This window comes from Actinomadura rubrobrunea NBRC 15275 (assembly GCF_001552235.1).
Classification (GTDB): Bacteria; Actinomycetota; Actinomycetes; order Streptosporangiales; family Streptosporangiaceae; genus Spirillospora; species Spirillospora viridilutea.
In genome coordinates this window covers 1-12,263 of sequence record NZ_BCQU01000072.1, presented here as the reverse complement: position 1 = coordinate 12,263, position 12,263 = coordinate 1, and the positions used below count along the sequence as shown (strand labels likewise).

Sequence of the window (12,263 nt, the reverse complement as noted above, 5' to 3'; positions counted from 1 at the left end):
TACCGTGGGACACGTGCGGGCGTGGAGTGTCGAACGACCGGGACCGATCGAGACGGGGCCGCTGAGCCTGATCGCGCGGGACGTGCCCGAGCCGGGGCCGGGCGAGCTGCTGCTCCGGGTGCGGGCGTGCGGCGTGTGCCGCACGGATCTGCACGTGGCCGAGGGCGACCTGCCCGTCCACCTGCCCGGCGTCACCCCCGGGCACGAGATCGTCGGCGAGGTGACGGCGACCGGTCCGGGCTGCCGCTTCGGCGTCGGCGACCGGGTCGGGGTGGCGTGGCTGCGCGGCACCTGCGGCGCGTGCCGCCACTGCCGCCGCGGGGCGGAGAACCTGTGCCCGGAGTCGGTGTACACCGGCTGGGACGCGCACGGCGGCTACGCCGAGTACGCGCTGGCCGTCGACGCCTACGCCTACGCCCTGCCCAAGGAGTTGGACGACGTGCGCGTCGCGCCCCTGCTGTGCGCGGGGATCATCGGGTACCGGGCGCTGCGCCGCGCCGCCCTGCCGCCGGGCGGGGCGCTCGGCGTGTGGGGCTTCGGCGGCTCGGCGCACCTGGCCGCGCAGATCGCGATCGCGGAGGGCGCGGCCGTGTACGTGTTCACCCGCAGCGCCGCCGCCCGCGACCTGGCGCTGTCGCTCGGCGCGGTCTGGGCGGGCGACTCGTTCGACGTGCCGCCCGACCCGCTGGACTCGGCGATCATCTTCGCCCCGGCCGGCGACCTGGTGCCCGTGGCGCTGCGCCGGCTGGACCGCGGCGGCACCCTCGCCGTCGCCGGGATCCACCTGACCGACATCCCGCAGCTCAACTACGAGCGGCACCTGTTCCAGGAGCGGCAGCTCCGCTCGGTCACCGCCAACACGCGGGCCGACGGCGAGGAGTTCCTGGCGCTGGCCGCGCGGCTCGGCATCACCGTCACCACCACCGAATACGCCCTGGACGAGGCCGACAAGGCCCTGGCCGACCTCGCCGCCGGTCACTTCACGGGCGCCGCCGTGCTCGTCCCCTGAACCGGCGCCGGAACCCGTCCCTGGACCGGTTCGGCGGCGATGTGCGCCCAGTTCTGGGTGAACCACAGCTCGCCGCCGATCAGGCGGGGCCTGGCGCCGGTGCGGGGGCCGCCGCCGACCTCCTCGACGAGCGCGTCGCGGATGCGCTCGGCGGCGCGCGGGTCGCGGCACTCGGCCAGCCACGGCTCCACCGGCCGCTCCACGGTGAACACGTCCAGCCGCCGGATGCCGCCGCCCGCCGAGGCGATCAGCTCGGTGAGCTCGGCGACCGACGGCGTCCCCGGGTGGTCGGGGTCGCGCAGCCGTTCCAGCCGGTCGCGGTCGCGCCCGGCCGCGGCGGGGCGGACGAGCTCCGCGACGACGAGCCTGCCGCCGGGGCGGCACACCCGCAGCAGCTCCGGCAGCACCCGCCGCGGGTCCCCCAGGCGCAGCAGCGAGGAGCGGACGGTGACCAGCGTGAAGGCGCCGGTGCGGTAGGGCAGGGCGGTCGCGTCGGCGCGGACGGTCGGGGTGTCGGGGTCGTGGCGGCGGGCGCCGTCGCCGTCGTACGGCACCGGCCGCACGGCGCGGATGGGGGAGGCCGGGCCGTCCGGACCGCCGCGCCCGCGGGCCCGCGGGCGGGGCGCGGCGCGCACCGGGTCGCTCCCGCCGTGGACGCGGGCCGGGCCGGCGCCGAAGGCGACCGTGGGCATCCGGCCGTTCCTCTCGCGGATCAGGGGCGGCGGCGCGTCCACGGCGGCGACGTGCCGCACCCACGGCCGCAGCGCGCGCGGCAGCGGTCCGGGTCCGCGCGCCACGTCCAGGCAGACGTCGTCGGACGACGGTTCGGTGAACTCCAGCAGCCGCCGCAAAGGCGGGGCGACCGTGCCGCCGGGTCGGTGGCTGGGCGTCGCCGGTTGCGGCACGTTCGTCTCCCTCGGCTCAGGTCGGCTCGGCCGGGCGGCCCCTCGCGGCGCCGGGGCCTCGGGCTCCGGCGGGACGGCGGGGGCGGGTGAGCCTTCTCCCGGTGTGACTCACCGGGAGGGGAGAAAGTTCGGACCTAGCGCAGGGTCCGCCCGTACAGCGCCAGCACGGCGAGGACGAAGACGACGATCACCGCCGTGCGCGTCGGCACCGTCAGCCGCAGCTTCGCCGCGGCCCAGCGCACGCAGAACGCGCACAGCAGGGCGGTGACGCCGAGAGCGAGGATCCCTTCCATGGTCACCTTCGTTCCGGAGGGGTGCTGTCTCTTGAACGATAGACGGGCCCGGACGCCCGGCCCGGGTACTCGAATCTCGTTCGGTTCGGGGCTAGCCTCACGGGCGTGGCAGATGCGAACACCGACCAGAACCGTGACCGAATCGACGATCTTCTCGTCCAGGTGGCGCGCGGCCGGGTCGCGCTCGGCGTCGCGGCGTTCGCCGCGCCGCGGCTGACGGCCCGGCTGGTGGGCATGGGCCGGGGCGCCGACGCGGGCCGCGACTACGCGGTGCGCCTGTTCGCCGCCAGGGAGCTCGTGCTGGGGGCGGGCTACCTGCTCAGCGGCCCCTCGGGCCGCCGGACGTGGATGCGGTTCGGCCTGCTGACCGACGCGCTCGACACCGCCGCCGCCCTCAAGACCCGCGGCGGCGTGTCGCCGTGGGCCACCGCCGGGACCGCCGCCGCGGCCGGGACCTGCGCCGCGATCGGCGCCGCCGGGGTCGTCAAGGACCTGCTCGGATAGCCTCCGGCGGAGGCGACCCCGGGTGATAGGTGGTCGGTCCCCGGGGGAGGTAACCTCGTACTGACGACCGAATCGCGCTCGGTTTCGGGACGGAACCGACCGGACTCATGGAGGCGCAGTGGCCGAGGCGTACATCGTCGGCGCGGTCCGTACCCCCGTCGGCACCAAGAAGGGCGCCCTGAAGGACATCCACCCCGCCGACCTGGGAGCCCACGTGCTCCGGGAGCTCGTCGACCGCACCGGCGTCGACCCGTCGGCGGTGGAAGACGTGATCATGGGCTGCGTCATGCAGGTCGGCCCGCAGTCGCTGGACATCGCGCGCACCGCCTGGCTGTCGGCGGGCCTGCCCGAGAGCGTGCCCGGCGTGACCATCGACCGCCAGTGCGGTTCCTCCCAGCAGGCGATCCACTTCGCCGCGCAGGGCGTGCTGTCGGGCACCCAGGACCTGGTCGTGGCGGCCGGCGTCGAGCAGATGGCCATGGTGCCCATGGGCTCGTCGGTCACCATGGCGCTGGAGAAGGGCATGCCGTTCCCCTACGGCGAGGGCTGGGGCGAGCGGTACGGCCAGCAGGAGATCTCGCAGTTCCGCGGCGCCCAGCTGATGGCCGAGAAGTGGGGCTTCAGCCGCCGCGACATGGAGGAGTACGCGCTGGAGAGCCACCGGCGCGCGGTGCGGGCCATCGAGGCGGGCCACTTCGACCGGGAGATCGCGCCGATCGCCGGGCTGGCCAAGGACGAGGGCGCCCGCCCCGACACCTCGCTGGAGAAGATGGCGGAGCTGAAGCCGCTGCGCGAGGGCTGGGACCTGACCGCGGCCGTCGCCTCGCAGATCTCGGTCGGGGCCGCGGCGCTGCTGATCGCCTCCGAGGAGGCCGTCCGGCGGCACGGCCTGACGCCGCGCGCCCGCATCCACACCCTGGCGGTGTGCGGCTCGGACCCGGTCTACATGCTGACCGGCCCGATCCCGGCCACCGAGAAGGCGCTGGCGCGCGCCGGGCTGAAGATCGACGACATCGACGTCTTCGAGGTCAACGAGGCGTTCGCGCCCGTCCCGATGGCGTGGGCGCGCGACACCGGCGCGTCGCTGGAGAAGACCAACCCCAACGGCGGCGCGATCGCGCTGGGCCACCCGCTCGGCGCCACCGGCGGCATCCTGATGACCAAGCTGCTGCACGAGCTGGAGCGCACCGGCGGCCGGTACGGCCTGCAGACGATGTGCGAGGGCGGCGGCCAGGCGAACGCCACCATCATCGAGCGGGTCTGACCCGCGGCCGGCGACCTGCGGCGGGCGGAGCCTTCCGGGCTCCGCCCGCCGCTCGTCTTCTGAGAGGGGTCTGTTCGAGGAGGCACATGTACGACGCGATCCTGTACGAGACGGCCGACCACGTCGCCCGCATCACGCTCAACCGGCCGCAGGCCCGCAACGCGCTCACCGACCAGATGATCGAGGAGCTGCTCGACGCGTTCGGCCGGGCCCGCGACGACGACGAGGTCCGCGTGATCGTCCTCACCGGGGCGGGGGACCGGGCCTTCTGCGCCGGCGCCGACCTGGGCGGCCTCGGCGCGGCGCAGCGCGACGGGCGCCCGGTCGCCGATCCGGAGGCGATCCGGGCCAGCGCCCCGTACCGGCTGTTCACCGCGTTCCCCCGGCTGGGCAAGCCGATCATCGCCCGGCTGGCCGGGCACGCCGTGGCCGGCGGGCTGGGGCTGGCCGCCGCCTGCGACCTGGTGATCGCCGCCGAGGACGTCACGCTGGCCACGCCGGAGGTCAACGTGGGCCTGTGGCCCATGATGATCATGGCGATCGTCAACCGGAACGTCCCGCCCAAGCACGCGTTCCGGCTCTACTACACCGGCGAGCGCATCGGCGCCGCCGAGGCGCGCGACATCGGCCTGGTCACCGAGGTGGTGCCGCGCGCGGACCTGGACGCGCGGGTGGACGAGCTGGCCCGGCTCATCGCGTCCAAGAGCCCGCTCGCGCTGCGCCGCGGGCGCGACGCGTTCTTCGCCGTCGAGGGGCGTCCGCTGGAGGACCAGGTGGCCCATCTGCTCGGCGAGCTGGTCGAGCTGGCCGGCAGCGCGGACGCCAAGGAAGGGATCGCCGCCTACCTGGAGGGACGCGCCCCGCGGTTCCGCGGCGCGTAGAAGTCTCCAGCTCGTCAGGGAAGATGTTTGAACACCGGATGAGAGGAAATATACAAGTCGAGTTGGAGGTTTGGTCCAAGCGAAGGTCGAAGTTCCGCGACCGCAGTCGTACGGAGGTGGGACCATGCTGCTGACCTCGATCGACCCGATCATCCAGGAGTTCGAGCGCCAGTTCGACCGGATGACCCGGCAGTTCTGGAGCCAGGCGAGCGAGCGCGCGGCCATGCCGATGGACGGCATCCGCCGCGAGGACGACGTCGTGCTCCGCTTCGACCTGCCCGGCATCGACCCCGACAGCATCGACGTGACCGTCGACCGCGGCGTGCTGACGGTCAGCGCGCGGCGCGAGGAGCAGATCGGCGAGGACGACTGGGCGTTCGTGCGCGAGCGCGTCATGGGCACCTTCACCCGGCGCGTCTACCTGCCCGAGCACCTGGACGCCGACGCCGTCGAGGCCGCCTACGACAACGGCGTCCTGGCGGTGCGGATCCCGGTGCGCGAGCAGGCCAAGCCGCGCAAGATCGCGATCAAGCGCGCCGACAAGAAGGCGCTGCTGGGGCGCTGAGCCGCACCCGGGAGAATGCAGGGCGCGGCGGGCACCGTCCCGCCGCGCCCTCGCGCATGCGGCGGGCGCGTACCGGGAACCTTCCGGCATGATCGGGCAGGGACCAGGATCGGACGGGTGAGATGGCGACGTTGCCGATCGACGATGACCACGCCCCCCTGTACACGGTGGGCCAGGTGGCCGCGATGCTCGACCTGCGCCAGGCGTTCCTGCGCAGGCTGGACGAGTACCAGGTGGTCCGGCCGCGCCGCACCGAGGGCGGGCAGCGGCGCTACTCGCGCGTCGAGATCACCCGCGTCCAGTACGTCGTCGAACTGGTCCAGGAGGGGCTGACGCTGCCGGCGATCCGGCGCATCCTGGAGCTGGAGTCGCGCGTGCGCGACCTGGAGCGCCGCCACGAGGAGGACCAGCGCCGCATCCGCGACCTGGAGGCCCGCCTGCGCGCCCACGGCATCTCCCCGCGCTCCTGACCCGTCGCCGCCGCCCGGGCCGACGCGCAGGCGCCGGCTGCTCCGCCGGCCGACGCGCGGGCCTCCCGCCGCCGAATGGCGCGGTGGGCGGGCCGGTCGCACGGTCCGAGCGCCGTCACGTGCCAGGGAGCGTCACAGGGCCAGGGAGAGGGTGCGCTGGATGCGGGCCGCGGTGGCCTTCATGCGGTGCGCCGACGCCTCGATGCGGGGCAGCTTGCTGCTGCGGCAGGACACCGCCAGCGCGCCGACGACCGACCCGGTGGCGTCGGTGACCGGGACGGCGGCGCACCCGGTGCCGATCGCGTACTCCTCGTGGTCCAGGGAGATCCCCGACGGGGTCTCGAGCATGCGCAGCAGGCGCCGCGGCTCGGTGATGGTGTGCGGGGTCAGGTCGATCAGCGGATGGCGCGACAGGTACTCGCGGCGGCGCTCCTCGTCGAGCTGGCTGAGCAGGCACTTGCCGATCGCGGTGGCGTGCGCGGCCTCGGTGAAGCCGACCCACAGGTCCACCCGCGGGGTGCGCGGGCCGTCGGCGACGTCGATGATGCGGATCTCGCCGTCGACGTGCATGCCGAAGTACGACGCGGCGCCGAGCTCGTCCCGCAGCGCGACCAGGCTGGGGCGGATCCGCGCCAGGAGCTGCTGGGTCCGGCTCTGCCCGTGCAGCGCCCGGATGCGGTCGCCGAGCACCCACACGCCGTCGGACAGCCGCGTGGCGTAGCCCTCGTGCGCCAGCGTGCGCAGGAGGTGGTAGGTCGTGGCGAGCGGGAGGCGCGCCTCGCGGGCGAGCTGCTTGGCCGGGGCGCCGTTCGGATGGGACGCCACGGCCTCCATCAGGTGCAGCGCGCGCTGCACCGAGGCGATGAGGGTCGGCTTCCGTGTCTCACCCATCACGCACAGCGAACTCCTCTGGTGTCGCAGGGTCAAGTGGTTCGACGACACTGACCTCATTGGATCATCTTTGCCGTCGTTTGGCATGGCCTTCAGGGAAGTGAGAGGGATTTAACCCGCCCTTTGGGATGCCCCTTTACCGGCGTTCTCGGCGCTCCGCATATCGGTGTTTCCGGACCGTCACAGAGGGCATCTCCGAAAACAGCACAGGGGGCTACTCAGCGGTACAACTGGGCAGTAACTTCGCGGGTAGCGACGGAGCGCGTCGGAGGAGCCGACATGAGCCAGTCGAGTCACAGCACCCGTCCGGCCGGGGGCGCCGCCCCGGCCGCGGTCGACGAGCGCACCGCGCGCAAGGTGGCCGAGGAGGCCCGGGAGACCGAATGGCGGCTGCCGAGTTTCGGCAAGCAGCTGTTCTTGGGGGATTTCCGGCTCGATCTCATCCACCCGCATCCGCGGCCCGACGAGGAGTCGCGCCGCGCGGGCGAGGAGTTCCTGGCCCGGCTGCGCGAATTCTTGGAAACCAAGGTCGATCCGCTGGTGATCGAACGCGAGGCGCGCATTCCCGACGAGGTCGTCAAAGGGCTGCGCGAGCTCGGCGCGTTCGGCATGAAGATTCCGCGCCGATACGGCGGGCTGGGGCTCAGCCAGCTCTACTACGGCCGCGCGCTCATGCTGGTCGGCTCGGTGAGCCCCGCGATCGGCGCGCTGCTGTCGGCGCACCAGTCGATCGGGGTGCCGCAGCCGGTCAAGCTGTTCGGCACCGCCGAGCAGAAGGACAAGTGGCTGCCGCGCTGCGTCAACGAGATCAGCGCGTTCCTGCTCACCGAGCCGGACGTGGGCTCGGACCCGGCCCGGCTGAGCGCCACCGCCGTCCCCGACGGCGACGAGTACGTGCTCAACGGCGTCAAGCTGTGGACCACCAACGGCGTCGTCGCCGACCTGCTGGTGGTGATGGCGCGGGTCCCGCGGGGCGACGGGCACCGCGGCGGCATCTCGGCGTTCGTGGTCGAGGCCGACTCCCCCGGCATCACCGTGGAGAACCGCAACGCCTTCATGGGCCTGCGCGGCATCGAGAACGGCGTCACCCGCTTCCACAACGTGCGCGTCCCGGCCGCCAACCTGATCGGGTCCGAGGGCGCCGGGCTGAAGATCGCGCTGACCACGCTGAACACCGGACGGCTGTCGCTGCCCGCGCTGTGCGCGGCGGCGGGCAAGTGGGGGACGAAGGTGGCCCGCGAATGGTCGCGCGAGCGGGTCCAGTGGGGCCGCTCGATCGGCGAGCACGAGGCGATCGCGCGCAAGGTGGCCTACATCGCGGCCTCGTCGTACGCGCTGGAGGCGATGGTGGACCTGTCGGCCCAGCTCGCCGACGACGAGCGCAACGACATCCGGATCGAGGCGGCGCTGGCCAAGCTGTGGGGCACGGAGACGGCCTGGCGGATCGCCGACGAGCTGATGCAGCTGCGCGGCGGCCGCGGCTACGAGACGGCCGAGTCGCTGGCCGCTCGGGGCGAGCGCGGCGTGCCGGTCGAGCAGTACCTGCGCGACCTGCGCATCAACCGGATCTTCGAGGGCTCCACCGAGATCATGCACCTGCTCATCGCCCGGGAGGCGGTGGACGCGCACCTGTCGGTCGCCGGGGACATCATCGACCCCGAGGCGTCCCCCGCGCGCAAGGCCCGGGCGGTGGCGCGGGCGGGCGGCTTCTACGCCCGCTGGCTGCCGACCCTGCTGGCGGGGCCGGGGCAGCGTCCCGGCGCCTACGCCGAGTTCGGGCCGCTGGCCAAGCACCTGCGCTACATCGAACGCACCTCGCGCAAGCTGGCGCGGTCCACGTTCTACGCGGTCAGCCGCTGGCAGGGCGGGCTGGAGCGCCGGCAGGGCTTCCTCGCCCGGATGGTCGACATCGGCGCCGAGCTGTTCGCGATGAGCGCGGTGTGCGTCCGCGCCCACGCCGACGCCGTCAACGGCGCGATGTTCGGCCTGAACGGGCGCGACCCGGGCGAGTCCGCGCTGCGTCTGGCGGACGCGTTCTGCCGGCAGGCCCGCGTGCGGATCGACGAGCTGTTCACCGGCATGTGGCACAACACCGACGTGCTCGACAGCAGGCTCGCCCGGCAGGTCCTGAACGGCGACTTCATCTGGCAGGAGGAGGGCGTGCTCGACCCGTCCATTCCGGGACCGTGGATCGCGCACCCCGAGCCCGGGCCGAGCAAGAGGAAGAACGTGCACCGCACCATCGGGTGAGCGTCCGCCGACGCTCGTCGTCTCCGACACTGCGCGCACCGGACAGGCGGCCGCGCGCAGTGTCGCCATATGAAGCAGCGTCGCCGTATGAGCAGTGTCGCCGTATGAAGCAGTGTCGCCATATGAAAACCGCCTGACTGCGATCTATGCGCCCGCTCGCTATGTTGCGGAAACGCGGCGCGCGCCAGAGAGACGGGTGCCCGCCGGGTCAAGACCGGTCTTGTGAGACCGGTGGGGACGAGTGCGGAGGCCGTTCCGATGCTCAGCGTCGTCGAGGACGACACGCGGGATCCGGTGTGGAACCTCGCCCTGGACGAGGCGCTCGCACGCGCGGGAGTCCCCTCGCCGATGACGCTCGGCCCCGGCTGGGCGAGGGCCGGGCTGGTGCCGCCCCCGGCGCGCCCCGGCGACGGCTGCGCGGCGCCGCCGGACGGCGCGGCGGCGCGGGACGTCGTGCGGTCGGTGGCCGCGGCGCCCGTGCTGCGCGTCTGGCAGAACGACCCCAGCGTCGTCGTCGGGCGGTTCCAGGACCTGGACAGCGCGGTCGACCTGGCCGCCTGCGCCCGCGACGGGGTGCGCGTGGTCCGGCGGGCCACCGGGGGGGACGCCGTCTTCACCGGCCCGGGCAGCCTGCTGTTCACGCTGGTGCGCAGGCTGCCCCCGGCCGTCCCGCCGGCGGCGGAGCGCCGTCCCGTCGCGCTCCCCGACATCGACGCGCTCGTGATCATGGCCGTGCGCCGGCTCGGCGTTCCCGCCGGCCTCGCGCTGCCGTCCGGTCCCGGCCGGTCTCCCGTCCTGTTCCGGGACGGCACCGTCAGCATCGCGCGGCTGCGCACCCGGCGCGCGGTCCTCGCCCACGTCGCCGTCCAGGTCACGGAGGAGTGCGCGCTCGGCGACCGCTACCTGCCCGGCGGCGGACACCGCCGCGCGGGGACGGCGGGCGGCGGGTCGCTCGCCGGGCACGGCGTCGACGTGACCACGGACGCGGTGCGGTCGGCGGTGCTGACCGCGGCCGTCGACGCCTACGGCAACGCCTGCGTCCGCCGCCCCAACGCCATCGAGCAGGCGTGCCGCGACCATCTCTACGCCGTCCGGTACGGTGACTTCTCGTGGCATCTGACGGGAGCGCCCGCCCGCCGCGGCGTCTGCTGGGAGCAGATCTGCCGCTGAGCGCGTCGTATCACCGGTGACGAGGCGAGGCGGAGCCGTCCGCGCGCACCGGCCGCGACACGCGTTCACCCGTCGTGACCTGCACGGACGCCGTGTGATGGGATGCGTCATGGGAAAACAGACGCGCCTGCCGGTTCTGGTGTTGCACGATGGGTAGACTGACGCGACCCCGCGCCCGAGATTCGGTCCGCTCCCGGTTGTTGACACGCGGACCGCCGATCCGGCGAACGCCAAGCCGAACGCCAGGCAGCGACGACGCACTCAGCGAGCGGAAGATGCAGCAACCAGGTCACAAGAAGTCCATTTCCAGCACGCTTCTCAAACTTCTCGGCAGCGGGTCGGGCCCATCGGGCGGACCGGGCCGCGCCGTCCCCTCCGCGGGGGACGGTGAGATCGTGCAGCCCGCCGCCGGAGAGGGCGCCCTGGAGAACCACCTCGGCGGCGACGAGGCGCGCAACTACCGCAGGTACGAGTACGAGATGGTGGCCCCGCACGTCGGGCGGTCGCTGCTGGAGGTGGGCTCGGGGCTCGGGCACTTCTCCGAGCAGTTCGCCGGACGCCTCGACTACCTCGTGGTCAGCGACAACGACCCGTACTGCGTGGAGCAGCTGCGCAAGCGCTACGACGGCAACGACCGCGTCGAGGTCATCGAACTGGAGCTGCCCGCGGACATCAAGATCCGGCGGCGGGTCGACACGGTCGTGATGATGAACGTCCTGGAGCACATCAAGGACGACGTCCAGGCGCTCAAGGACCTGGCCGCGGTCACCGAGCCCGGCGGCCGCATCATCATCTGGGTCCCCGGCTACATGCAGCTGTACGGGGACTTCGACCGCAAGGTCGGGCACGTCACCCGGTACACGCCGCAGACGCTCGGCCGGTCGGTCCGCGAGGCCGGCCTGGTGCCCGAGGTGCTCAAGCCCATCAACCTGCTGGGCGGCATCGCCTGGTGGCTGGCGGTGCGGCGCGGCGGCGCCGGATACCCCGACCCGCGGCTGGTCAAGATCTACGACCGGACGGTGATCCCGGTGACCCGCACCATCGAGCGGGTGGTGCGCCCGCCGTTCGGGCAGACCGTCTTCTGCGTGGCGCGCGTCCCCGGCTGACGCGCCCCGCCGCCGCCCGCCTGACTCCTCGTGTTCCCTTGGGAGTCAATTCTGTTGGTTTTAGGTATGCCAATGGGAACGTTTCGCGATGGCCGCGTCGCGCGGGTGCGTACAGACTGGGTGACGGCCAGACGGGTCACGGACCGCCTCTCCGAGCGGAGAAGCGCCGCGAGCTTCCACGGACCGTGGCGCGGAGGCCAGCCACCGAAGTTCCCGTGTGGTCCGACGAACCGGTGGCGGGGGTCCGGGAGGGGAGGCCCCCGCCACCGGCTCCGGCGCGCCGGTGTGCCCGGCGCCGTGCATCAGGCGCCATGAATCAGGCCCCATGAATCAGGCGCTGTGAATCAGGCGCTGTGAACCAGCACGCCGTGGTTCCTGCGCGGTCGCACCCGGCGCGGTGAACCGGCGCGGTGAACCGACGCGGTGAATAGGACGCGGTGAATAGGACGCGGTGAGCGCAGCCGGGTGCGTTCCGGCGCGGTGGCGCGGCGCCGGAGCGGCGGAGCGCTAGGCGCGGCGGGCGGCGTAGGCGCGCCGTCCGTGTCCGCCTTCCAGCCCTCCCGTCCCGTTGCGCGGCGCGTCGGCGGGCGTCGCGGGGCCGGACGGCGGCGGAGGGGCGAACAGCCCCAGCCGGTGCGCGGTGGCCGCGGCCTCGCCCCGGCTGGCGACGCCGAGCTTGCCCAGGATGTTCGACACGTGCACGCTGGCGGTCTTGGCCGAGATGAACAGCGCCTCGGCGATCTCCCGGTTGCTGCGGCCCTGCGCCACGTGCCGCAGCACCTCCAGCTCCCGCGGGGTGAGCCCGAGCGCGGACGCGCCCGGCGCCGACCCGTCGGAGCCCGCGGCCCCGGTGCCGCGCGGCAGCCGGGCGCGGCGGACCAGGTCGTCGATGCGGTCCGACAGCGGTCGCGCCCGCAGCCGGGCGGCGAGCTCGGCGGCGCGCCGCAGCCGCTCG

13 protein-coding genes are annotated in these 12,263 nt (G+C 73.6%); 9 read left to right on the top strand and 4 right to left on the bottom strand.

Annotated features, from left to right (window positions below):
• The first annotated feature begins 13 nt into the window (after positions 1–13).
• Positions 14–1,009 (top strand): zinc-binding alcohol dehydrogenase family protein, encoded by a 996-nt coding sequence (locus AR3_RS20955; RefSeq protein ID WP_067916041.1) that lies wholly within the window; start codon positions 14–16, stop codon positions 1,007–1,009.
• On the opposite strand, the gene AR3_RS20950 is transcribed toward AR3_RS20955, so the two are convergent.
• Together AR3_RS20950 and AR3_RS31190 are read right to left on the bottom strand one after the other, a co-directional pair.
• The gene (locus AR3_RS20950; RefSeq protein WP_067916039.1) at positions 976–1,914 is read right to left on the bottom strand and encodes a class I SAM-dependent methyltransferase; all 939 of its coding nucleotides are present in this window, start codon (positions 1,912–1,914) and stop codon (positions 976–978) included. The two genes, AR3_RS20955 and AR3_RS20950, sit on opposite strands and share 34 nt — an antisense overlap.
• A 134-nt stretch (positions 1,915–2,048) precedes the next feature.
• Complete coding sequence (locus tag AR3_RS31190) at positions 2,049–2,207, bottom strand: hypothetical protein (RefSeq protein WP_169803868.1); 159 nt, start codon at positions 2,205–2,207, stop codon at positions 2,049–2,051.
• Positions 2,208–2,312: 105 nt separating this feature from the next.
• Between AR3_RS31190 and AR3_RS20945 the strand changes: the two genes are divergently transcribed.
• From AR3_RS20945 to AR3_RS32655, 5 genes are all read left to right on the top strand, one after another.
• Positions 2,313–2,711, top strand: coding sequence for a hypothetical protein (locus AR3_RS20945; RefSeq protein ID WP_067916037.1), 399 nt, complete (start codon positions 2,313–2,315; stop codon positions 2,709–2,711).
• 118 nt (positions 2,712–2,829) lie between these two features.
• Positions 2,830–3,975, top strand: coding sequence for an acetyl-CoA C-acetyltransferase (locus tag AR3_RS20940; RefSeq protein ID WP_067916035.1), 1,146 nt, complete (start codon positions 2,830–2,832; stop codon positions 3,973–3,975).
• Between the two features lie 86 nt (positions 3,976–4,061).
• Positions 4,062–4,856, top strand: a complete 795-nt coding sequence (locus tag AR3_RS20935) for an enoyl-CoA hydratase/isomerase family protein (RefSeq protein ID WP_067916033.1) — start codon at positions 4,062–4,064, stop codon at positions 4,854–4,856.
• Positions 4,857–4,980: 124 nt separating this feature from the next.
• The gene (locus tag AR3_RS20930) at positions 4,981–5,421 is read left to right on the top strand and encodes an Hsp20/alpha crystallin family protein (RefSeq protein WP_067916032.1); all 441 of its coding nucleotides are present in this window, start codon (positions 4,981–4,983) and stop codon (positions 5,419–5,421) included.
• A 122-nt stretch (positions 5,422–5,543) separates the two neighbouring features.
• On the top strand, positions 5,544–5,891 hold the full coding sequence (locus AR3_RS32655) for a MerR family transcriptional regulator (protein WP_067916030.1): 348 nt from the start codon (positions 5,544–5,546) through the stop codon (positions 5,889–5,891).
• A gap of 132 nt (positions 5,892–6,023) precedes the next feature.
• Here the strand turns inward: AR3_RS32655 and AR3_RS20920 are convergent, their stop codons facing one another.
• The gene (locus AR3_RS20920; protein ID WP_067916028.1) at positions 6,024–6,782 is read right to left on the bottom strand and encodes an IclR family transcriptional regulator; all 759 of its coding nucleotides are present in this window, start codon (positions 6,780–6,782) and stop codon (positions 6,024–6,026) included.
• Positions 6,783–7,061: 279 nt separating this feature from the next.
• Between AR3_RS20920 and AR3_RS20915 the strand changes: the two genes are divergently transcribed.
• From AR3_RS20915 to AR3_RS20905, 3 genes are all read left to right on the top strand, one after another.
• Positions 7,062–9,032 (top strand): acyl-CoA dehydrogenase family protein, encoded by a 1,971-nt coding sequence (locus AR3_RS20915; protein ID WP_067916026.1) that lies wholly within the window; start codon positions 7,062–7,064, stop codon positions 9,030–9,032.
• A 231-nt stretch (positions 9,033–9,263) separates the two neighbouring features.
• Positions 9,264–10,202: a lipoate--protein ligase family protein gene (locus AR3_RS20910; RefSeq protein ID WP_146150361.1), complete on the top strand. Its 939-nt coding sequence runs from the start codon at positions 9,264–9,266 to the stop codon at positions 10,200–10,202.
• A 275-nt stretch (positions 10,203–10,477) separates the two neighbouring features.
• Positions 10,478–11,308, top strand: coding sequence for a class I SAM-dependent methyltransferase (locus AR3_RS20905; RefSeq protein WP_083951735.1), 831 nt, complete (start codon positions 10,478–10,480; stop codon positions 11,306–11,308).
• A 507-nt stretch (positions 11,309–11,815) separates the two neighbouring features.
• On the opposite strand, the gene AR3_RS20900 is transcribed toward AR3_RS20905, so the two are convergent.
• On the bottom strand, positions 11,816–12,263 hold a 448-nt coding region (locus AR3_RS20900; RefSeq protein WP_169803867.1), incomplete at its 5' end, for a response regulator transcription factor.